Source organism: Actinoallomurus vinaceus (assembly GCF_039542055.1).
Lineage (GTDB): Bacteria > Actinomycetota > Actinomycetes > Streptosporangiales > Streptosporangiaceae > Actinoallomurus > Actinoallomurus vinaceus.
In genome coordinates this window covers 95,534-116,257 of the sequence record NZ_BAABHK010000002.1, presented here as the reverse complement: position 1 = coordinate 116,257, position 20,724 = coordinate 95,534, and the positions used below count along the sequence as shown (strand labels likewise).

General features: G+C 73.7%; 19 protein-coding genes. 6 read left to right on the top strand and 13 right to left on the bottom strand.

Going from position 1 to position 20,724, the window contains the following annotated elements:
* Positions 1-2: 2 nt before the first annotated feature.
* From ABEA24_RS06545 to ABEA24_RS06530, 4 genes are read right to left on the bottom strand one after another with little or no spacing between them, the layout of a single operon-like run.
* A complete protein-coding gene (locus ABEA24_RS06545) occupies positions 3-995 on the bottom strand; it encodes a D-2-hydroxyacid dehydrogenase (protein WP_345429745.1) in 993 nt (330 codons plus the stop codon).
* On the bottom strand, positions 992-2,479 hold the full coding sequence (locus ABEA24_RS06540) for an NAD-dependent succinate-semialdehyde dehydrogenase (RefSeq protein WP_345429744.1): 1,488 nt from the start codon (positions 2,477-2,479) through the stop codon (positions 992-994). Before ABEA24_RS06540 ends, ABEA24_RS06545 begins: the two co-directional genes overlap by 4 nt.
* On the bottom strand, positions 2,476-5,400 hold the full coding sequence (locus tag ABEA24_RS06535) for an FAD-binding and (Fe-S)-binding domain-containing protein (RefSeq protein ID WP_345429743.1): 2,925 nt from the start codon (positions 5,398-5,400) through the stop codon (positions 2,476-2,478). The genes ABEA24_RS06540 and ABEA24_RS06535 overlap by 4 nt, the downstream gene beginning before the upstream one ends.
* Complete coding sequence (locus ABEA24_RS06530) at positions 5,397-6,650, bottom strand: aspartate aminotransferase family protein (protein ID WP_345429742.1); 1,254 nt, start codon at positions 6,648-6,650, stop codon at positions 5,397-5,399. The genes ABEA24_RS06535 and ABEA24_RS06530 overlap by 4 nt, the downstream gene beginning before the upstream one ends.
* Positions 6,651-6,991: 341 nt before the next feature.
* Between ABEA24_RS06530 and ABEA24_RS06525 the strand changes: the two genes are divergently transcribed.
* The 4 genes from ABEA24_RS06525 (at position 6,992) to ABEA24_RS06510 (ending at position 11,956) form a co-directional block, all read left to right on the top strand.
* Entirely contained in the window at positions 6,992-8,590 is a 1,599-nt protein-coding gene (locus tag ABEA24_RS06525; RefSeq protein WP_345429741.1) for a PucR family transcriptional regulator, read from the top strand.
* A gap of 83 nt (positions 8,591-8,673) precedes the next feature.
* Positions 8,674-9,687, top strand: coding sequence for a tyrosine-type recombinase/integrase (locus ABEA24_RS06520; RefSeq protein WP_345429740.1), 1,014 nt, complete (start codon positions 8,674-8,676; stop codon positions 9,685-9,687).
* Positions 9,688-9,781: 94 nt separating this feature from the next.
* Positions 9,782-11,230: an argininosuccinate synthase gene (argG, locus tag ABEA24_RS06515; protein ID WP_345429739.1), complete on the top strand. Its 1,449-nt coding sequence runs from the start codon at positions 9,782-9,784 to the stop codon at positions 11,228-11,230.
* 45 nt (positions 11,231-11,275) lie between these two features.
* Entirely contained in the window at positions 11,276-11,956 is a 681-nt protein-coding gene (locus tag ABEA24_RS06510; RefSeq protein ID WP_345429738.1) for a formylglycine-generating enzyme family protein, read from the top strand.
* Between the two features lie 23 nt (positions 11,957-11,979).
* On the opposite strand, the gene ABEA24_RS06505 is transcribed toward ABEA24_RS06510, so the two are convergent.
* The 4 genes from ABEA24_RS06505 to ABEA24_RS06490 form a co-directional block, all read right to left on the bottom strand.
* Complete coding sequence (locus ABEA24_RS06505; RefSeq protein WP_345429737.1) at positions 11,980-12,213, bottom strand: SDR family oxidoreductase; 234 nt, start codon at positions 12,211-12,213, stop codon at positions 11,980-11,982.
* A gap of 100 nt (positions 12,214-12,313) precedes the next feature.
* Positions 12,314-12,775, bottom strand: a complete 462-nt coding sequence (locus ABEA24_RS06500) for a MarR family winged helix-turn-helix transcriptional regulator (RefSeq protein WP_345429736.1) — start codon at positions 12,773-12,775, stop codon at positions 12,314-12,316.
* A gap of 43 nt (positions 12,776-12,818) precedes the next feature.
* Complete coding sequence (locus tag ABEA24_RS06495; protein WP_345429735.1) at positions 12,819-14,084, bottom strand: APC family permease; 1,266 nt, start codon at positions 14,082-14,084, stop codon at positions 12,819-12,821.
* An 11-nt stretch (positions 14,085-14,095) separates the two neighbouring features.
* Entirely contained in the window at positions 14,096-14,548 is a 453-nt protein-coding gene (locus ABEA24_RS06490) for a VOC family protein (RefSeq protein ID WP_345429734.1), read from the bottom strand.
* A 21-nt stretch (positions 14,549-14,569) separates the two neighbouring features.
* Between ABEA24_RS06490 and ABEA24_RS06485 the strand changes: the two genes are divergently transcribed.
* Both ABEA24_RS06485 and ABEA24_RS06480 read left to right on the top strand, forming a co-directional pair.
* Positions 14,570-15,199 carry a CGNR zinc finger domain-containing protein gene (locus ABEA24_RS06485; RefSeq protein WP_345429733.1) on the top strand — a complete coding sequence of 210 codons (630 nt, stop codon included), beginning with the start codon at positions 14,570-14,572 and terminating at the stop codon, positions 15,197-15,199.
* Positions 15,196-16,404 (top strand): epoxide hydrolase family protein, encoded by a 1,209-nt coding sequence (locus ABEA24_RS06480; protein ID WP_345429732.1) that lies wholly within the window; start codon positions 15,196-15,198, stop codon positions 16,402-16,404. Before ABEA24_RS06485 ends, ABEA24_RS06480 begins: the two co-directional genes overlap by 4 nt.
* Before the next feature lie 7 nt (positions 16,405-16,411).
* Here ABEA24_RS06480 and ABEA24_RS06475 read toward each other — a convergent pair whose 3' ends face one another.
* From ABEA24_RS06475 to ABEA24_RS06455, 5 genes are all read right to left on the bottom strand, one after another.
* A complete protein-coding gene (locus ABEA24_RS06475) occupies positions 16,412-16,924 on the bottom strand; it encodes a GNAT family N-acetyltransferase (RefSeq protein ID WP_345429731.1) in 513 nt (170 codons plus the stop codon).
* On the bottom strand, positions 16,921-17,505 hold the full coding sequence (locus ABEA24_RS06470) for a helix-turn-helix domain-containing protein (RefSeq protein WP_345429730.1): 585 nt from the start codon (positions 17,503-17,505) through the stop codon (positions 16,921-16,923). The genes ABEA24_RS06475 and ABEA24_RS06470 overlap by 4 nt, the downstream gene beginning before the upstream one ends.
* 41 nt (positions 17,506-17,546) lie before the next feature.
* Positions 17,547-18,434, bottom strand: a complete 888-nt coding sequence (locus ABEA24_RS06465; RefSeq protein ID WP_345429729.1) for a sigma-70 family RNA polymerase sigma factor — start codon at positions 18,432-18,434, stop codon at positions 17,547-17,549.
* Positions 18,435-18,664: 230 nt separating this feature from the next.
* Complete coding sequence (pdxR, locus tag ABEA24_RS06460) at positions 18,665-20,161, bottom strand: MocR-like pyridoxine biosynthesis transcription factor PdxR (RefSeq protein WP_345429728.1); 1,497 nt, start codon at positions 20,159-20,161, stop codon at positions 18,665-18,667.
* Positions 20,162-20,183: 22 nt separating this feature from the next.
* Positions 20,184-20,666, bottom strand: coding sequence for a MarR family winged helix-turn-helix transcriptional regulator (locus ABEA24_RS06455; protein ID WP_345429727.1), 483 nt, complete (start codon positions 20,664-20,666; stop codon positions 20,184-20,186).
* Positions 20,667-20,724: the final 58 nt, after the last annotated feature.

Here is a 20,724-nt window from a genome sequence, read left to right as displayed (position 1 = left end):
GGTCAGGCGCTCCCGGGCACCGGCGCTCCGGGCACGTAACCGGTCCTCTTGTCGACGACGTTCAGCAGCGGGCGGCCGTCGAGCCTGCGGTGGAGGTTCTCCAGGAAGATCGCGGCCACCTCGTCCTGCCACCCGTGGACGTCGCCCGCGATGTGCGGGGAGACGATGACGCCGGGAAGGTCCCACAGGGCGGAGCCGTCGGGCAGCGGCTCTTCGGCGAAGACGTCGAGCGCGGCGCCGGCCAGGTGCCCGCCGGTGAGCGCGCCGATCAGCGCGTCTTCGTCGACGAGCGCTCCCCGGCCGACGTTGACCAGCCGCGACCCCGGCTTCATCGCCGCGAGTACCGCCGCGTCGACCATGCCCCGGGTGGCCGGGACGAGCGGCGCGGCGAGCACCACGTAGTCCGCGCCGCCGAGCGCGGCGGTGAGGGTGGCCGGGCCGTGCACGGTGCCGAAGTCCGGATCGCCGGTACGTGCCGTCCGGCCGGCTCCGGACACCTTCATGCCGGTCGCGCGCAGCAGCCGGGCGATGGCCCGGCCGATCGGGCCGGTGCCCCACACCAGCGCCGTGCGGCCGCCGATCCGCTCGCCGTCACGCGGCCGCCACTCGCGTCGCCGCTGGTGTTCGACCATGCCGGGCAGGTCCTTGGCCATCGCCAGGATGAGGCCGAGGACGTACTCGGCGATCGGCTGGTCGTAGACGCCGCGGGAGTTGGTGAGCACCACGTCCGGGTCGTTCACCAGGGCGGGGAAGAGCAGGTTGTCCACCCCGGCGGCGCCGACGTGCACCCAGCGCGGCGCGGCGTGCCGGTCGGCGGGCCAGGCGCCCGCGACGGCCGTGGACAGCGTCCGCCAGGTGAACAGCGCGTCGGCGCCCGGTAGGGCGCGGGCGAGTTCGTCCCCGGTGACGTAGACCGTGTCGGCGAGCCGTTCGATCCGCTCCGCGTTGGGAGGCGGGGCGTGCTCGTAGAGGACGACGAGGCGCTTGACCGTCATGCCCGGTTCCGCACGGGGATCGCGACGTACTTGTACTCCAGGAACTCCTCGATGCCGACGCGGCCGCCCTCCCGGCCCAGGCCGGACTGCTTGACCCCGCCGAACGGCGCCGCCGGGTTGGACACCAGACCCGTGTTCAGCCCGACCATGCCGACCTCGAGCCGCTCACCGACCCGGAGCGCCCGGTCCACGTCGCGGGTGAACAGGTAGCCGACGAGGCCCCACTCGGTGTCGTTCGCGGCACGGACCACCTCGTCCTCGTCGTCGAACGTGGTGATGGCGGCGACCGGTCCGAAGATCTCGGTCCGCATCAGCGCGGCGTCGCGGGAGACGTCCGTCAGCACGGTCGGGGGGTAGAAGTAGCCGGGGCCGTCGGGCGTGGTGCCGCCGGTGACGACCTTCGCGTCGCGCCGCAGGGCGTCCTCGACCAGTTCCTCGACCTTGCCGCGTCCGGCGGCGTCGATCAGCGGGCCGACGTCGCTGCCGGGCTCGGTGCCCGGCCCGACCGTGAGCGCGGCCATCCGCTCGGCGAAGCGCGCGGCGAACTCGTCGGCGACGGAGCGGTGCACGAACATCCGGTTGGCCGCGGTGCACGCCTCGCCCATGTTCCGCATCTTGGCGGTCATCGCGCCGTCGACCGCGACGTCGAGGTCGGCGTCGTCGAAGACGATGAACGGGGCGTTGCCGCCCAGCTCCATCGAGGTGCGTACCACGGTGTCGGCGCACTGGGCGAGCAGGATCCGGCCGACCTGGGTGGAGCCGGTGAACGACAGTTTGCGCACGTCGCCGCCGCGCAGCAGCGGCTCGACGACGCCGGCGGCGTCCGTGGTGGTGACGACGTTGAGCACGCCCGGCGGCAGGCCGGCCTCGGTGAGGATCCCGGCGAGCGCGAGCGTGGACAGCGGTGTCTGGGGCGCGGGCTTGAGCACCATGGTGCAGCCGGCCGCGACGGCCGGGCCGATCTTGCGAGTGCCCATGGCGAGGGGGAAGTTCCACGGGGTGATGAGCAGGCAGGGGCCGACCGGCCGGCGCATGATGAGGATGCGGTTCGCGCCGTCCGGCGTCGTGCCGTAGCCGCCGTCGACGCGCACGGCCTCCTCGGAGAACCAGCGGAAGAACTCGGCGGCGTAGGCGACCTCGCCCCGCGCCTCCTTCAGCGGCTTGCCCATCTCCAGGGTCATCAGCAGCGCGAGCTCGTCGGTGCGGGACAGGATGATCTCGTACGCCCGGCGCAGGATCTCGCTGCGGGCCCGGGGCGCCGTCGCGGCCCATTCCTCCTGGGCGGCGACCGCCGCGTCCAGGGCCCGCCGCCCGTCGGCGGGGGCGGCGTCGGCGACCTCGCACAGCACCTCGCCGGTGGCCGGGTCGCCCACCGCGAAGGTACGGCCGCCGGTCGCGTCGGTCCACGCGCCGCCGATGAAGAGCTGCTTGGGCACGGCGGCCACGGCGGCCACGACGGCGGGCCGGGTGACGTCCACGGTCATGAGTTTTCGCCTCCTGATGGGTTCGGGTCGAGGAGCTCGGCGAGGTGCCGGGCCCGGGTGCCGGTGAGGTGGTCGATCTGGGTGCGGCAGCTGAAGCCGTCGGCGAGCACGGCCGCATCGTCGCCCGCGCGGCGCAGCCGTGGCGCGAGCGACAGTTCGGCGACGGCCATGGAGGTGCCGTAGTGCCCGGCCTCGAAACCGAAGTTGCCCGCCAGCCCACAGCAGCCCGTCGATTCGTCGATCGTCTCGACGCCGAGGCGGCGGAGCAGCGCGGACTGCGTCGCGGCGCCGAACACCGCGCGCTCGTGGCAGTGCGGCTGCAGCGTGACCTGGCGTGGAGCGTTCCGGGGGCGCCAGCCGGCGTCGGCGAACTCGTTCAGGGCACCGGCGAACGTCCGGATCCGCGCGGCCACGCGGCGGGCGGCCTCGGTGCCGAGCAGCGCCGGCGCGTCGTGCCGGAGCGCCGCGGCGCAGCTCGGCTCGGGCAGCACGACCGGCAGGCCGGCGTCCGGGCCCTCGTCGAGTGCGCGGACCGTGCGGGCCATCACGCGGCGGGCGATGCCGAGCTGACCGGTGCTCACCCAGGTGAGCCCGCAGCACAGTCCGCTGCGGACGGCGACGGGAACACCGGCGTCGGCGAGTACGCGCCCCGCCGCACCGGCGACCTCGGGCCGGAAGGCGCGGGTGAACGAGTCGACCATGAGCAGCGCCGCCGGCCGCCCGTCCGGGCGCCCGCCGGAGGCCGCCCGCAGCGCGTCGCGCAGTGCCCTGCGGGGCGCGAAGCGCGGCAGGGCCCGCTCCGGCGTCACCCCGCCCAGACGCGCCATCAGCCGCCCGGCGGGGCTCGCCAGGACGGCGTTGACCGGAGCCGCGGCGAACCCCGCGGCAGTGGCCCACCAGGGCAGCCAGCCGAGCGTGTAGTGCCCGCGCGGGCGCAGCCGCCGCCGGTAGTGGTGGTGCAGGAACTCGGCCTTGTAGGTGGCCATGTCGACGCCGACCGGGCAGTCGGACGCGCACGCCTTGCAGGACAGGCACAGGTCGAGCGCGGCGTGCACGTCGGCGGACCGCCAGCCGTCGGTGAGCGTGCCGTCGGCGCCGCCACGCAGCATCTCCTGCAGCACGCGGGCGCGCCCGCGGGTCGAGTCGCGTTCGTCGCGGGTGACCTGGTAGCTCGGGCACATCGCGCCGCCGTCGCTGCGGCAGCGGCCGACGCCGATGCAGCGCCGGGCGGCCCCGGCCTGCCCGTCGGGGTCGTCCGGGAAAGCGAACCCGGTGCGTGAGGGCGCGGGCCGGGCCGGCGCCACGTCGTACAGGGCCAGGTCGGCGTCGATCGCCGGCGGGTCCACGACCATGCCGGGGTTGAGCAGCCCGTCCGGGTCGAAGATCCGTTTGTACGCGGCGAACGCGGCGAGCATCCGCGGCCCGTACATCGTGGTGAGCAGTGCGCTGCGGGCCCGGCCGTCGCCGTGCTCCCCGGACAGCGTCCCGCCGTGCCGGACGACGAGGGCGGCGGCGTCCCGCAGGAACGCCCGCATCACCGCGATGCCCGCCGGCGTGGTCATGTCGAAGTCGATGCGCACATGGACGCATCCGGCGCCGAAGTGCCCGTACAACACCCCGGTCAGGGAGTGCTCGGCCAGGAGCGCGCGGAAGTCGGCCAGGTAGCCGGCGAGGTCCTCCGGGGCGACGGCGGCGTCCTCCCACCCGGGCCAGGACTCCCCGCCGCCCACGAGCCGCGCGGCCAGGCCCGCGCCGTCCTCCCGCACCCGCCACAGCGAGCGCCGCTCAGCGGTGTCCTCGATGACACGTCCCGCGACCATCCGGCCGTGAGCGCGCAGCGCGCCGAGCAGGGCGGTGGCGCGGCGGTCCGCGCTCTCGGGGTCGTCGCCGTCCAGTTCCACGTAGAGCCATGCCGTGCCGTCCGGCAGTCCGGTCACCGCGTCCGGTCCCCGCCGGTGCCGCATCGTCGCGACGATCGCCTCGTCCATGCCCTCCACGGCGGTCGGGCGATGCTCCAGGATCGCCGGCACGTCGGCGGCCGCGTCGACGACGTCGCGGTACCCGATCGCGAGCAGCGTGGTCGCCGCCGGTGCCGGCTGCAGGCGCACGGTGGCCCGGACCACGATCGCGCAGCCGCCCTCCGTTCCCACCAGGGCGCGGGCGGCGTGCCGGCCGTGCTCGGGCAGCAGGTGGTGCAGTTGGTAGCCGGAGACCTGACGGGGGATCCGGCCCAGCTCGGTGCGGATCTGGGCGAGGTTCGCGGTGACGAGGCCCTCGAGGGCCGCGTTGAGCTCGGCGACGCGCCGCACCGCCCGGTCGTCGGCGGGGTCCGCCGGCCGCAGCCCGCCGGCCTCCGCGACGGCGTGCACCCCGTCCGCCGTGACGATCTCCAGCGACTCGACGTGCTCGACCGTGCGGCCGTACCGGACCGAGTGGTTGCCGCACGCGTCGTTGCCGATCATCCCGCCGAGTGTGCAGCGGCTGTGCGAGGACGGATCCGGGCCGAAGAACAGCCCGTACGGTGCGGCGGCGCGCTGGAGCTCGTCGAGGACGACGCCGGGCTCGACGACCGCCGTGCGGGTCTCGGGGTCGACGTTCAGGACACGGTTCATGTGCCGGGAGAAGTCGAGCACGAGCCCGGGCCCCACGGCGTTGCCCGCCATGCTGGTGCCCCCGCCCCGGGCGACGATCGGGACGCCCAGAGAACCGCAGATCCGCACGATGGCGGCGACCTGAGCCGCGTTCGTGGGGAAGGCCACCGCCAGCGGCGGCACCCGGTAGTTCGAGGCGTCGTAGGCGTACTGGGCGCGTCGCCCGGCGCCGGCGTCGACCTCCACCCCGGGGACGCCGTCGCGGAGCGCGGCCAGGAGTTCGCGCGGGGAACGGCGTCCGGGGGCAGGGGAGCGGTCTCGCAGGTTCACGACGTGCCGGCGCGCACCGCCGCCGCCCACGCCCGGAGCGCCTCGTCGATCTGCGCCTCGTCGACGACGAGCGCCGGGATCATCCGGACGACGTTGTTCCAGGGGCCGCAGGTCAGCAGGAGCAGTCCCTCGTCGACGGCGGCCCGGTGCACGCGGGCCGCGGTCTCCGGGTCGGGTTCGCCGTCCGCCGTCGTGAACTCGCTGGCGAGCATCAGGCCGAGCCCGCGTACGTCGCCGATTCCGGGATTCCGCTCCGCGACCTGCTCGAGCCCGGCGCGCAGCCGGTCTCCCATCGCCTGCGCGTTGGCGACCAGCTTCTCCTCCTCGACGACCTCCAGCGTCGCGATCGCCGCGGCGCAGGCGACCGCGTTGCCGCCGTAGGTGCCGCCCTGCGAGCCGGGCCGGGCCTTGCTCATCAGTTCCTCGGACGCGGCGATGCCGGACAGGGGGAAGCCGCTGGCCAGTCCCTTGGCGGTGATGAGGATGTCGGGGCGGGCCCCGAAGTGGTCGTGGCCCCAGTACCGGCCGGTGCGCCCGACGCCGGTCTGGATCTCGTCGATGATCAGCAGGATGCCGTGCCGGTCGGCGCGTTCGCGCAGGCCCTGCAGGAAGCCCTCGGTGGCCGGGACGTAGCCGCCCTCACCGAGCACCGGCTCGACGATGATCGCGGCGGTGTCCTCCGGAGCGGACACCGTCTGCAGGAGATGGTCGAACTCCCGCAGCGCGAAGCGGGTCGCCGTCTCCTGGTCCCATCCGTAGTGGAAGGCGTTCGGGAACGGCGTGATCACAACGCCGCCCATCAGCGGGCCGAACCCGGTCCGTACCTTGGTGTTGGACGTCGTCATCGAGGCGGCGGCGACCGTACGGCCGTGGAACCCGCCGTGGCAGACCACGATGTTGGGGCGCTTCGTCGCCTGGCGGGCGAGCCGCACCGCGGCCTCCACCGCCTCGCTGCCGGAGTTGACGAAGAACAGGCTGTCCAGGCCTTCCGGCAGCACCTCGCCGAGCTTCTCGGTCAGCCGGCCGATCGGCTCGTGCAGGACGGTCGTGTACTGCCCGTGGATCAGCTTCGCCACCTGCTCCTGGGCGGCGGCGACGACTCGCGGGTGACAGTGGCCGGTGCTGGTGACGCCGATGCCCGCCGTGAAGTCGAGGTAGCGACGGCCGTCCGTGCCGTACAGGTAGACGCCCTCGCCGCGTTCGGCGACGACCGGGGTGGCCTGGCGCAGGTGCGGGGACAGGTCGGTCATGTGGGGATCTCCTGTGTGGTGCGAAGCGGTGCGTACCGCCTGGTGGCGCTGCGTACACGGCCACACTGGTCACCCGGGGACCGAGGGTCAATGTGCACACTGTGCGGTCACCGGCCGCGATGTGGACGATCTGTCCATCGCCCTCCGGAGCGCCGCTTTCGCGCGGTTCGGTGAGGCTCGCCCATGCCCGCCGGCCGGAATCCGCGGTGATGTAGCGGCTGACCAGCCATTACGGCGGTTGCGAGGGCGCCGACCGGTTTGCCAGAGTGACGAGAATGCGGCAAACGCCAGAACCAGGGGGGAGGCCACCGTCCTCTGCCAGGTTCATCACGATCACCGACGTGCTGCGGTTGCCGGTCCTCGTCGCGGGGCTTCCCGAGGTCGTGTCCGGGGAAGGGCACCTGTCGAGCCCGGTGCGCTGGGTCCACGTCACCGAGCTCCTGGACCCGGCGTCGTTTCTCGAGGGCGGAGAGCTCATCCTCACCACCGGGATGCCGCATCCGGAGGATCCGACGCTGCTGCGCGCCTACGTCGACCAGCTCGCCGACATCGGCGCCGCCGGGCTCGTCATCGAACTCGGCCGCCGCTACCAGCAGGTACCGGCCGACCTCGTGCACGCCTGCCGGAGCCGGGACCTCCCGCTCATCGTCCTGCACCGCGAGGTCCGGTTCATCGACGTCACCCAGACCGTGCACGCCCTGCTCCTCGACGCCCAGGGCGAACTGCTCCGCCGGGCCCAGCGCGTCCAGGACACCTTCCGGGCGCTGACGCTGCGCCGCGCCGAGCCCGGAGAGATCGTCGAAGCGGCGGCCGAGCTCACCGGCTGCCCCGTCATCCTGGAGAACCTCGTCCATCACGCCGTGCACTGCGCACCTGCCGGCCGGCCGATCGGGCAGGTGCTCTCCGCGTGGCCACGGCGCTCGTACGGGACGCCGACGCCCGACCACACCGCGCCGAGCGGGCCGGAGGAATGGCTCGTCGCGCCGCTGGAGCACGGCGGCAGCCGTTGGGGCCGGCTCGTGATGCTGCCCGACGAGAACGATCCGGTGATCGGCCCTGAGCACGTCATGGTGCTGGAGCACGCCGCGACGGCGCTCACCCTCACGCGGCTGTCCGGGCGCACACGGTGGGACCGCGCCGCTCACGAGACGGCGCTCCGGGACCTGATCGAGCGGCGGCACCGGACGGCGACCGAGGCGCGCACGCGGGCCGAGTCCCTCGGCCTGCCGGTCACCGGGCACCGGCTCATCGCGCTGCTGATCCGGGCCGGTTCCTCCGCGCCCCGGGAAGGCTTCGGCGATGCCCTGGCGGCCCGGCTCGCCGGCGCCGGCATCCGCGCCCTGGTCGGCGGGCTGCGTCCCGGAGTGGTCGGCGTGCTGATCGCGCTGGCCCGGGCGAGCGCATGGCAGCCGACCGCCGAACGTGTCGGCCGGTTCGCCCGGGAGGAACTCGGCGAGGACGCGGTCGTCGCGGTCGGGCCCGGTGTGACCGACCTCGACCAGGTCGCGCGTTCATTCGCGGACGCGGAGCAGGTCCTGGAGGCGGTCCGGCCCGGCCGCTCCGACCGGCCGTTCCACGTGACGTCCGACATCGGGCTTCCGGAGCTGCTGTACGCGATCCGCGCCGACGTTCGTGTCCAGCGGTACGTCGACCGTCGGCTCGGCCGCCTGATCGAGCACGACGAACGGCACGACGGCGATCTCGTCGCCACCCTCCGCCACTACCTCGCCGAAGCCGGCAACAAGTCGGCGGCCGCCAAGCGCAGCGGCCTGTCGCGCCAGGCGTTCTACCACCGGCTCCGGACGATCGAGCGCCTGCTGGGCCACGACCTGGAATCCGGTCCGCAGCGTACGGAGCTGCACGTGGCCATCATGGCGCTGGAGGCCGTGACCGAGCGGAGCACGGCTGACGGTGATGGACGGGCGGCTCCCGCCTCATGATCCGAGCCCGGATGGGGCGGTACCTTTTCAGCATGCGGCGCGCGGACGTCGGGCGCCTCTCATTCGGGTGATGGTGGGGAGCGATGGCCGTGGGCGTCGAGGTGGTGACCTCCTCGGCATCGGCGGCGGTCGCGCTGCGCGGGGCGCCGCCGGCCCGGACACCGCACGAGCTGGCGAGTCTCCTGCGGGCGGCGGGGATGCCGGAGGCGGGGCTGCGGGCGACCGCCCTGTGGCTGGTGTCCGGCAGACGCGAGTCACCGCATACACGCGCCGCCTATGTCCGCGACGTGAGCTGGTGGGTGTCGTGGTGCACCGCGCACCGCTGTGTGCCGGCGGCGGCGACCACCGCGGCGGCGGACCTGTACATCGCGACGTTGAAGGAATCGGGGCTGGCCCGGGCCACGATCGGCCGGCGGATCGCGGCCGTCTCCTCGTGGTACACCTACCTGCTCCGGGAGCAGTGCGCGGCGATCAACCCGTTCGAGGGCGCCGAGCGGCCACGGCTGGACGCCGATGCCTCCCGTACGCGGGGGCTCTCGCGCGAGCAGGTCGCCGCGATCCTCGGCCATGCCGCCGACCATGAGTCGGCCCGGACGTACGCGCTGTTGTGGCTGATGTTCGCCACGGCGGGGCGGATCAGTTCGATCCTGGACGCCCGGATCGAGCAGCTGGGCCAGGACCGCGGCCATCAGGTCCTGGACCTGACCGTCAAGGGCGACCGGGTCAAACGGTTCGCGATCCCGCCCGCGGCGCTGGCCGCGGTGCAGCGCCACCTGGAGGAGCGGGGGGATCCCCGGGAGGGGTTGCTCTTCGTGTCGCGCACCGGCCGTCGGCTGACGCAGTCGTACGCGTGGAAGCTGGTCAACCGGGTCGCCGGTGCGGCCGGAGTCCCGCACGCGATCTCGCCGCACTCGTTCCGGCATTCGGCGATCACCATCGCGCTGGGGGACGGGCGGCCGCTGCACGTGGTCCAGGACTTCGCCGGGCACGCCGACCCGCGTACGACCCGGCGCTATGACCGGGCCCGCGATTCCCTGGACCGCTCACCCGCCTACGAGCTGGCCGCGTCGGTGACCCCGGAGCGGAACGAAGACTAGCCCGCCGGTCAGGAGCGGTGAGATCCGGAGTTCGCTCAATGATCCGCCATACGGGGCTTTGCATGACCATGCATCATCGTGCATACTTGTACTCGTGTCCAAGGTGCTCACTTCTCTGCCCGTCGGTGAACGTGTCGGGATCGCCTTCTCCGGCGGCCTCGACACCTCGGTAGCGGTCGCGTGGATGCGCGAGAAGGGTGCCGTGCCGTGCACCTACACCGCTGAAATCGGCCAATATGACGAACCCGACATCGCGTCGGTGCCCGGACGCGCCACGGCGTACGGCGCGGAGGTCGCCCGGCTGGTCGACTGCCGGGCGGCTCTGGTGGAGGAAGGGCTCGCGGCATTGGCCTGCGGCGCCTTCCACATCCGCTCCGGTGGCCGTACCTACTTCAACACCACGCCGCTCGGCCGGGCCGTCACCGGCACCCTGCTCGTGCGCGCGATGCTCGACGACGGCGTGCAGATCTGGGGCGACGGCTCCACCTTCAAGGGCAACGACATCGAGCGGTTCTACCGCTACGGCCTGCTCGCCAACCCCTCTCTGCGGATCTACAAGCCGTGGCTGGACGCCGACTTCGTCAGCGAGCTGGGCGGCCGCAAGGAGATGTCGGAGTGGCTGCTCGCCCGTGACCTGCCGTACCGGGACAGCACCGAGAAGGCCTACTCCACCGACGCGAACATCTGGGGCGCCACCCACGAGGCCAAGGCGCTCGAGCACCTCGACGCGGGCATCGAGATCGTCGAGCCGATCATGGGCGTGCGGTTCTGGGACCCGAGCGTCGAGATAGCCGCCGAGGACGTCACGATCGGCTTCGAGCAGGGACGGCCGGTCACCATCAACGGCAAGGAGTTCCCCTCGGCCGTCGACCTGGTGCTGGAGGCCAACGCCATCGGCGGCCGGCACGGCCTGGGCATGTCCGACCAGATCGAGAACCGTGTCATCGAGGCCAAGAGCCGGGGCATCTACGAGGCGCCGGGAATGGCGCTGCTGCACGCGGCGTACGAGCGGCTGGTCAACGCGATCCACAACGAGGACACCCTCGCCACCTACCACGCCGAGGGACGGCGGCTGGGCCGGCTGCTGTACGAGGGCCGCTGGCTGGACCCGCAGGCGCTGATGCTGCGCGAGTCGCTGCAGCGCTGGGTCGGCACGGCGGTCACCGGCGAGGTGACCCTGCGGCTGCGGCGCGGCGAGGACTACTCCGTCCTGAACACCTCGGGACCGGCGTTCAGCTACCACCCGGACAAGCTCTCCATGGAGCGCACCGAGGACTCCGCGTTCGGGCCGGTCGACCGCATCGGTCAGCTGACCATGCGCAACCTCGACATCGCCGACTCTCGCGCCAAGCTCGAGCAGTACGCCGGGCTCGGCATGGTCGGCAGCGGGCACCCGACGTTGATCGGCGCCGCGCAGGCGGCCTCGACCGGACTGATCGGCGCGATGCCCCGGGGCGGCGCCGAGGCGATCGCCTCCCGTGGTGAGGTTCCGGCCGACGAGGAGCTGCTCGATCACGCGGCGATGGAGTCCGGCACCGACTGACCGGCGGGGATCCGGGCAGCGGATCCGTGCGAGGATCGGACCGCTATGGATCTTGAGACGACGATCGGTGAGGGTCTGGTCGACATCCCCGGCGGGACGGTCGTGCTGCGGGACGAAGGCACGGACCGGAGCTGGGAGGTCGCGGTGCCGGCCTTCCGGCTGGCCGCCTGCACCGTGACCCGGGAGCTGTACCGGCAGGTCGCCGGCGGGACACCCGTGGAGGGAGCCCGCCGGCGCATGCCGGTCACCGACGTCTCCTGGCGGGACGCCGTCCGGTTCTGCGATCGGCTGTCGCGGGCGGCCGGGCTCCGGCCGTGCTACTCCGGAGGCGACGACGCCGACGCGCAGGACGTGGTCTGCGACTGGGACGCCGACGGTTACCGCCTGCCGTCCGAGGCGGAGTGGGAGTACGCGTGCCGGGCCGGGAGCTCGGGCGTCCGATACGGCGAGCTGGAGGAGATCGCCTGGTACCGGGCGAACTCCGGCGGCACGGTGCACGAGGTCGGGACCAGGAGACCGAACGCCTGGGGCCTGTACGACACGATCGGCAACGTGTGGGAATGGTGCTGGGACGTGTACGACCCCGCCGTCTACGGCCCTTACCGCGTCTTCCGCGGCGGAGGCGCGCACGACCGCTCCTGGGGATGCCGGGCCTCCTCCCGGCGGAAGAGTCACCCCGCCTTTCACATCGACGATCTCGGGTTCCGGCTCGCCCGCTCACGGTGACGATGACGCGGCGGTGTTCCGCTTCAGGCCCGCGCGCCGCCGTCGACTCGGAGGACCGTTCCGGTCACGTACGAGGAGCGGTCGCTGAGGAGCCAGGCGGCGGCTTGGGCGATCTCGTCGGGGTCGGCCGCGCGGCGCAGCGGAGTGCGTGCCGTGAGCCGCTCGACGAGACCGGGCGAGTCCGCCTCCCACGTGCGGATCATCTCGGTCAGCGTGTTGCCGGGGGCGATGGCGAGCCGACAAGCTCGGTCGTTCACGGCCGAGAAGCTGACCTGGGTCTCCGTCCGGGCCGCGATGTGCCCTGGGTGGCACGGCGACGCGTGATCACGGCGAGCGGATATCGCGTGGCGGCGTGTCTCAGGGCCGGTTCCGCCCGAGTTCGGCGAGGCGGGTGAGGGCGGGCAGCGCGCCGGCGAGCGCCTTTCGCTGCTCGGCGGTCAGCTGGGCGATGAGCGGGGACAGGTGGCGTGTCCGATCGTCGCGGCGGGACCGGCAGATCCGCCGGCCGGCTTCGGTGATGTGGACGAGGACGGCGCGGCCGTCGCTCGGGTCGGGGCGGCGCTGGACCAGTCCGTCGCGCTCGAGCCGGGTGACCAGTTGGGTGATGGCGGGTTGGGTGATCTGCTCGGTCCGGGTGAGGTCGGTCAGCCGCATCGGCCGGTCGCTGAACGCCAGGGTGTCGAGGACCGACAGCGTCGTGAACGACAGCTTCTCCAGCGTGGGCAGCCGGATGTAGAAGCGGTTGAAGCTCTCGACCGCCGCGGTGAAGGCGTCCAGGTCCAGGTCGTCGTTCACGGTGTCGTCCACGGTGTCGTCCACACCACGAACCTATCGGGAACACCTCCGGGCCACGGCCGCCCGGTCACGAGGCACGGGACGCGGCGGTGCTGCGCAGTCCGTAGGCGACGGCTCCGGCGGCCAGGACGCCCGCCCCGGTGATCACCGAGGAGACGGGCAGCGCGAAGGCGAGGACGAGACAGCCGGCCAGGCCGACGGCGGGGATGAGACGGGGCGGCCGGCCCTCGGCCCGGGTCAGGGTCGCTGCGGAAGCGTTCGCGATGGCGTAGTACACCAGCACGCCGAAGGAGGAGAACCCGATCGCGCCCCGTACGTCGGCCGTGCCCGCCACCACGGCCACGACCGCGCCGACCACGAGTTCGGCGCGGTGCGGGACGCCGAACCGGGGATGGACGGCGGCCAGAGCGTGGGGCAGGTGGTGGTCGCGGGCCATGGCCAAGGTGGTGCGCGAGACCCCGAGGATCAACGCCAGCAGGGAGCCGGTCGCCGCGAGCGCGGCGCCCACGCGTACGAGCGGCGCGAGGCCGGGCAGCCCGGCGGCGCGGACGGCGTCGGCCAGCGGGGCGGCCGCCGCGGCCAGCCCGCGGTTGCCGAGTACGCTCAGCGCCGAGACCGCGACCGCCGCGTAGACCACGAGCGTCAGGCCCAGCGCCAGCGGGACGGCGCGCGGGATCGTCCGCGCGGGGTCGCGCACCTCCTCGCCCAGGGTGGCGATCCGCGCGTAGCCGGCGAAGGCGAAGAACAGCAGGCCCGCCGCTTGGAGCACCCCGCCGAACGTGGCGTCCGAGCCGACGTCCAGCCGTGCGGCGTCCGCGGCGGCGGAGGTCAGCGTGGCGACCACCACGACGGCGAGCACCAAAAGGACGACGGCGACGATGGCGCGGGTGAGCCAGGCGGACTTGCGCACCCCGACGTAGTTCACGGCGGTCAGGGCCACCACGGCGGCCACCGCCACCAGGTGCGCCCGGCCGGGCCACACATAGGTGCCGACGGTCAGCGCCATCGCCGCGCAGGAGGCGGTCTTGCCGATCACGAATCCCCAGCCCGCGAGGTAGCCCCAGAAGTCGCCGAGCCGCTCACGGCCGTAGACGTAGGTGCCGCCGGAGGCCGGGTAGCGGGCCGCGAGCCGGGCCGAGGAGGTGGCGTTGCAGTAGGCGACCACCGCGGCCAGGGCCAGGCCGGGGAGCAGCCCGGATCCGGCCGCGCGCGCCGCCGGGGCGAGCGCCGCGAAGATCCCCGCGCCGATCATCGATCCCAGGCCGATCACGACGGCGTCGAAGACGCCCAGCCGGCGCCGCAGCTCGTCCGGGACCCCGGTGGTGGTCGTCACGGTGTCTCAGGCTACGCGGCGCAGAACTCGTTGCCCTCCGGGTCCCGCATGATCCACCAGTGCCCGGCCGGTCCCTTGTCCACCTCCTGTACGGGCGTGGCGCCCAGGGTCTCCAGCCGGGCCACCAGCGCCTCGAGCCCTCCGGGCCCGGCGTGGACGTCGATGTGCAGGCGGTTCTTGCCGTCCTTTCGCTCGGGCACGTCCTGGAACAGCAGGCGGCGCCCCTGGCCGATCCCGCTGGTCGCGTCGAAGGGGTCCTCCGGATGGCGGATCGCGGCGAACCCGCGGAACATCCGCCGGCCACGGTGCTCGATCACCGCGTCCTCGCCGAGGTGGCCGGCCGCCAGCAGGTGGTCGATGAGCGCCCCGGGGTCCTCCACCTCGTATCCGAGCGCGGCGGCCCAGAAGTCCGCCAGCGCGGGAGCGTCGTTGCTGTCGATGACCAGCTTCCAGTGCAAAGCCATGTAACCACTTATATTGGTTACATGGATTCGTCGGCAACCCCCGGACTCGTCCTGCGCTCCCATTCCGGGGTCGTCTTCCGGTTCGACCCCGGAGCGCTGTGCCTGGAGCTGCTGACCACCGGTGGACCTGGTGAGTTCCGCAGATACGAGGTGCTGCACGAGCCCGCCGACCTGGCCGCCTGGGCGGCCCGGTCACGGCTGACTCCGACGCCCGCCCTGGAGATCACCCCGGAGGAGGTCACGGACGCGCGGCTGCTGCGCGACGCGCTGTTCCGGATCGCCATCGCCCGCACGCGCGGCGAACCGCCCGCGCCGGAGGATCTGGACACCGTCAACGAGGCCGCCGCCCGCCCGCCGCTGGCGCCCGCCGTCGGACCGGACGGTGAGCGCCGCTGGGCAGGGCCCGCCGACGGCGCGCGGCTGATCGCCACGGTCGCCCGCGACGCCGTGGAGCTGCTGACCGGCCCGTTCGCCGAGCGCATCCGGACGTGCGCCTCGGACAACTGCTCGCTGATCTACGTCGACACCTCACGCCCGGGCCGCCGCCGATGGTGTTCCATGGAGCACTGCGGCAACCGCCAGAAGGTGCGGGCGCTGCGGGCACGGCGCTCCACCGAGCACCGGCCCGACGTCTCGAGAGAGAGTGAATGATCGCATTGGCCGACCGGACCATCCGCCCGTACCGCATCGACATCCCGCAGGCCGACCTGGACGACCTGCACGCGCGCCTGGACCGCACCCGGTGGCCGGACGAGCTGCCCGGAGTGGGCTGGGCGTACGGCGTCCCGCGTGACTACCTGCGGGAGCTCGTACGGTACTGGCGGCACGAGTACGACTGGCGGGCCGCTGAGGCCCGGCTGAACACCTGGCCGCAGTTCACCACCACGATCGACGGAGCCGACCTCCACTTCGCCCACATCCGCTCCCCGGAGCCGGACGCGGTCCCGCTGATCATCACCCATGGCTGGCCGGGCTCGATCGTGGAGTTCACCGAGGTCGCCGGCCCGTTGTCGGACCCGCGAGCCCACGGCGGCGATCCGGCCGACGCGTTCCACCTGGTGATCCCCAGCATCCCCGGCTTCGGCCTGTCCGGGCCGACACGCCGGACCGGCTGGGAGTACCAGCGGATCGCGGCCGCCTTCGCCGAACTGATGGAACGCCTCGGCTACCAGCGCTACGGCGCGCAGGGCGGCGACTGGGGCGCGGCCATCTCCCGCGAACTCGGCCGGATCCGCCCCGACCACATCATCGGCGTCCACCTGAACCTGATCCCGGACTCGGGCGCGACCAGCGAACCGGACGCGGCCGAGCTGGCGGCGCTGAGCCCGGCCGAACGCGAACGCACGCTCGCCTCCTGGCAGCGGTACCGCGACTGGGCGCGCGACGGAGCCGGCTACGCCGCGATCCAGTCCACGCGCCCCCAGACCCTCGCCTACGCGCTGACCGACTCCCCGGTCGGGCAGCTGGCCTGGATCGTGGAGAAGTTCAAGGAGTGGACCGACTCCCGGGACCGCCCGGAGGACGCCGTGGACCGGGACCTGCTGCTCACCAACGTGATGCTGTACTGGCTGACCGGGACCGCCGGCTCCTCGGCCCGCGTCTACTACGAGCGGGCGCACGCCGACTACTGGGGCGACCCGCCCGAGCCGTCGGGCGCGCCGACCGCCCTGGCGGTGTTCCCCGAGGAGAACTTCATCTTCCTGCGGCACATCGCGGAGCGGACGAACGCCATCGTGCGCTGGACGGAGTACGACCGCGGCGGGCACTTCCCCGCCATGGAGGAGCCCGACCTGCTGGTCGCCGACGTCCGGGCGTTCTTCCGGGCGCTTCGCCAGGACTCCGGCGCCGCCGGATGAGGCCGGGTCAGCCGACGCGCTTGTAGAAGAAGCTGCAGTCGCGGAGCGCGCCGGCCGGGTCGGCGGCGTAGTCGGGGACGATCCCGTACCGGATCCAGCCGGTGGCGTGGTAGAGATCCTCGGCGGCGCTGCCGGTCTCGGTGTCCAGGAGCAGGAGGGTCGCACCGGCCTGCGCGGCCGCCCGTTCGGCGGTGGTGAGCAGTGCCCGGCCCAGGCCCCGGCCGCGCGCGTCCCGGCGGACCATCAGTTTGACGACCTCGGCGCGGTGCCGGCCGTTGGGTTTCGGTTCCAGGGCGAGGCCGACCGTCCCGTCGACGCCGCGCGGGCCGCGCGAGACCCAGACGAGGAGGCTGCCGTCGGCCACGGCGGGGCCTCGCGCCTCCCACCAGGCGACCGCCTCGCTCCGGTCGAACGGGGTGAGGAAGCCGAGGGAGTGGCCGTCGGAGACGACGTCGGCGAGCAGTTCCGCCAGATCCGTCACGGCGGCGGCGAACGCGGCGGGGGACAGTCGGGTGATCACGGCAGCACCACCACCAGGGCGTAGCGGACCGGGCCGGGGCCGGCGCAGCGGAACCGCGAGCGGCCCCACAGCCGGAACCGCAGGCAGTCGCCCGCGCGGACCTCGTGGCTGTGGCCGTTCGCGTCCACCCGCAGGGCTCCGTCGAGCACCCAGATGTGCTGCTCCAGCCCGGGCACGGACGGCCCGTCATAGGAGATGTCCGCGCCCGGGCGCAGGACGCCCTCGACGACCTCCCCGCGCAGGCCCGCGTGCGGGGGCGACACCGAGCGCCGCAGGAAGCCCGACGCCTCGTCGCGCCACAGGGCCTGGTCGCCGGCGCGGACGAGCTGCGGGGGCTCGGACTCGACCTCGGCCAGCAGGCGCGACATGGTGCGCTCGTAGGCGGCGCACAGCTTGTTCAGGAGGGCGGCGGTCGGGCTGATCTCGCCGTGTTCCAGGCGCGACAGCGTGGAGCGGCTCACCCCGGTGCGCCGCGCCAGTTCGTCCAGTGACCAGCCGCGCTCGGCCCGCAGCTCCGCGAGACGGGCCGCCAGCCGAGCGTCCACTTCTTCGGGTGTGACTGTCGACGAGGGAATTCCCATATCCGGGAGAATATCCCACATTCAGGAACTGGTCGCCCGCCTCAGCCGTCCAGCACCGTGACGTCGAGCCGGGCCAGGCGCTCGGGGTCGGCGAGGATGTCGATCGCGGCGATCACGCCATTGGCGATCGTGAAGCTCAGGACCGACGTCGGCCGCCCGTCGGCGAGGGCGACGACACCCGCGGCGCCGTTGATCAGGGCCGGCCGCGTGGCGTACGAACTGGCGGCCCGGTGGAAGGTGGCCATCTGCCCGGAGACGTCCCGTACACCGCGCAGCTCCGCCCGTCCGCCCGGGACGGCGCCGCGGTCGGTGCGCAGCACCACGTCGGGGTGCAGCACGGCGACCAGCGCGTCGAAGTCGCCGTCGCGCGCGGCGGCGAGGAAGGCGTCGACGACCTCGCGCTGGCGCGTCAGGTCGGGATCGGGGACGGGGGCCGCGCCCTGGACCCGGCGGCGGGCACGGCTGGCCAGCTGCCGGGCCGCGGCGGGGGAGCGGCCCACGATCGGGGCGATCTCCTCGAACGGCACCCCGAACATGTCGTGCAACACGAACGCCAGGCGCTCGGCGGGCCCGAGCGACTGCAGCACCACCAGCAGCGCGAGCCCGACCGAGTCGGCCACCAGCGCCTCCTGCTCGGGGTCGACCCCGGCGGCGGGGCTGACCACCGGGTCGGGCAGGCGCGCCTCGAGAGGCTCCTCACGCCGGGCACCGCGCGTCCGGAGCATGTCGAGACAGACCCGCCCGACGACCGTGGTCAGCCAGCCGCCCAGGTTCTCCACGTCGCCGACGTCGGCGCGGCTCAGCTTCAGCCACGCCTCCTGAACGGCGTCGTCGGCCTCGGCCAGGGAGCCGAGCATCCGGTAGGCGACCGCCCTCAAATGGGTACGGTGCGCCTCGAACCGGCCGGCCAGGAACTCGCGTTCGTCCATCCGCTCACGTCCTCATGTCGCGTCTCGTCGTAGCGATGACGGATCGGATCGCGCCCATGTGACAGGACGGCCGCGACACGCCCGTATGACAGGGCGGTCGTGGGAACGCCGCTCGAAACGCGGCCGCACGACCGGCCGTCGGAGGGCCGGGCCGTCCTCGCGCGTCGTGCCGGGCGAGGTCGGCAGGAAGTCCGGCCGTGCCGTGCGCGCTGATCTCGGCGACCATCGCATCACCCCCGGCCGCGGAGCAGGCCGCGCAGGGTGTCGCCGAGAACCGCCACGCCCTCGGCGATGTCGGCCGGCCTGCTCGCGGCATAGCCCAGCACGAGACCCGGCCGGCCCGGGCGCATGCGGTGCCAGGACAGCGGCTGGACCTTCACCCCGCGCGCGAGCGCCTCGGCGGCGAGCTCGGTGTCGGCGAACCCGGCCGCGAAGGTGATCAACAGGTGCAGGCCCGCGGCGGCGCCGTGCACGGTCGCGCCCGGCAGGTGCGTCCCGATCGCCTCGATCATCGTGTCGCGGCGGTGCCGGTGGTGCCTGCGGGCCAGGCGCAGGTGGCGGTCCATCGCGCCCGATTCCATGAGGCGGGCCAGCACCAGCTGGGGCAGCAGGGCGTTGCCGAGATCGGCGTACCGCTTGGCCTCCACCAGCGCGTCCCGGTACGCCCGCGGGGCGAGGATCCAGCCGACGCGCAGCGCCGGGGCCAGAAGCTTGGAGACGCTCCCGGCGTAGCAGACGCGGTCGGGGAGCATCGACCGCAGTGCCGGCACCGGGGGCCGGTCGTAGCGGTGCTCGGCGTCGTAGTCGTCCTCGAGGACGAGCCCGCCGGCCTGCGCCCAGTCCGTGAGCCGGCGGCGTCGTTCCCCGCCGAGCACCACTCCGGTCGGGAACTGGTGGGCCGGGGTGACCAGGACGGCCGGGGCGGTCTGGGCGCGCAGGTCGTCGACGCGGATTCCGGCCGAGTCGACCGGGACCGGCGGCGTGTCGAGCCCCCAGTGACGCAGGTGCTGGCGCGCGCCCAGGGACCCGGGGTCCTCCACCGCCACCGCGCCGATCCCGTCGTCCCGCAGCACCTGCGCGAACAGGCCGAGCGCCTGGGCGGTGCCCGACACGATGGTCACCTCGTCCGGGTCCGTCCTGATCCCGCGCGTACGGGCGAGCCGGTCGGCGACGGCGCGGCGGAGCGCGGGCGTTCCTCGCGGGTCGCCGTATCCCAGGTCGGCCGTCGGCAGGTCGGCGAGTGCGGCGCGCTCGGCACGCAGCCAGGCGGTGCGCGGGAACGCGGCCAGGTCCGGGACACCGGGCGACAGGTCGATCCGGGCGGGCGCGGCGCGTACGGCGTCGAAGACGTCCCCGCGCGGCGGGGTCGCGAACACCGCGCCCGCCGGCTCCGGGCGGGCGGGCACCGGGATCCGCGCCGGTGCCGGGGGCGGAGCGGCGACGACGACGGTGCCGGCGCGGCCCCGTCCGGCGAGGCGGCCCTCCTCGATCAGACGCTGGTAGGCCTCGGTGACCACCCCGCGCGAGACGCCGAGGTCGGCGGCCAGCGACCGCGTGGCCGGGAGCCTGCCGCCCACCGGCAACCGGCCGTCCGCGATCGCGTGCCGTAGCCGTTCGGCGAGCCAGTCGGAGCGGCCGCCCGCGGGGGCCTCCTCGATGCGCAGCTGGAGGAAGTCCGACCCGGGTGTCTTGGACCCGTCCGCCTTGCCCGTACTGGAGTCGGCCATCAGGCCATTGTGGGGTGGCCGCTCAGCGCTCGCGCGCGGCGGTGGCCGCCTCGTCGGCCTCCGCGAAGACCACCGGCACCTTGTTCGCGAACACGACGCGGCCGAGCAGCTCCGCGAGCGTCTCGCGGTCGGACTCCGGCAGTCCCGCCGGCAGCGCGTCCACCCGGCGGCAGGTCTCGGCGTAGAACTTCTCCACGACCTCACCGCCCTCGTCGGTCAGCGCGACGCGGACCGCGCGCCCGTCCTCCGGATCGGGCTCGCGCCGTACCAGGCCGCGCTGCATGGTCCGGTCCACCAGGCCGGTCAGGCTCGACTTGGCCAGCCCCAGCGTCCGGCCCAGCTCGGTCATGCCGTACGGCCCGGGCATCAGCACGCACAGCAGCTGCCCCTGCTGCGCGGTCAGCCCGTAATCCCGGGCCGCCTCGGCGTACACGGCATTCACGAGAAAAGAGGAACGCACCAATGCGGCGACGACACCCATGCGTTCACCATCGGGCTTTGCCACCCCGCCAGAATACGGCAGCCGCCACGGTCATGAACCCCGGGACGAGGCGGGCACGGTA

What these genes read in the sequence shown, in the direction of transcription:
- ABEA24_RS06545 (WP_345429745.1), bottom strand. Translation starts at nt 995, where the DNA reads ATGACGGTCAAGCGCCTCGTCGTCCTCTACGAGCACGCCCCGCCTCCC.
- ABEA24_RS06540 (WP_345429744.1), bottom strand. Translation starts at nt 2,479, where the DNA reads ATGACCGTGGACGTCACCCGGCCCGCCGTCGTGGCCGCCGTGGCCGCC.
- ABEA24_RS06530 (WP_345429742.1), bottom strand. Translation starts at nt 6,650, where the DNA reads ATGACCGACCTGTCCCCGCACCTGCGCCAGGCCACCCCGGTCGTCGCC.
- ABEA24_RS06520 (WP_345429740.1), top strand. Translation starts at nt 8,674, where the DNA reads ATGGCCGTGGGCGTCGAGGTGGTGACCTCCTCGGCATCGGCGGCGGTC.
- ABEA24_RS06510 (WP_345429738.1), top strand. Translation starts at nt 11,276, where the DNA reads ATGGATCTTGAGACGACGATCGGTGAGGGTCTGGTCGACATCCCCGGC.
- ABEA24_RS06490 (WP_345429734.1), bottom strand. Translation starts at nt 14,548, where the DNA reads ATGGCTTTGCACTGGAAGCTGGTCATCGACAGCAACGACGCTCCCGCG.
- ABEA24_RS06485 (WP_345429733.1), top strand. Translation starts at nt 14,570, where the DNA reads ATGGATTCGTCGGCAACCCCCGGACTCGTCCTGCGCTCCCATTCCGGG.
- ABEA24_RS06480 (WP_345429732.1), top strand. Translation starts at nt 15,196, where the DNA reads ATGATCGCATTGGCCGACCGGACCATCCGCCCGTACCGCATCGACATC.
- ABEA24_RS06470 (WP_345429730.1), bottom strand. Translation starts at nt 17,505, where the DNA reads ATGGGAATTCCCTCGTCGACAGTCACACCCGAAGAAGTGGACGCTCGG.
- ABEA24_RS06465 (WP_345429729.1), bottom strand. Translation starts at nt 18,434, where the DNA reads ATGGACGAACGCGAGTTCCTGGCCGGCCGGTTCGAGGCGCACCGTACC.
- pdxR (WP_345429728.1), bottom strand. Translation starts at nt 20,161, where the DNA reads ATGGCCGACTCCAGTACGGGCAAGGCGGACGGGTCCAAGACACCCGGG.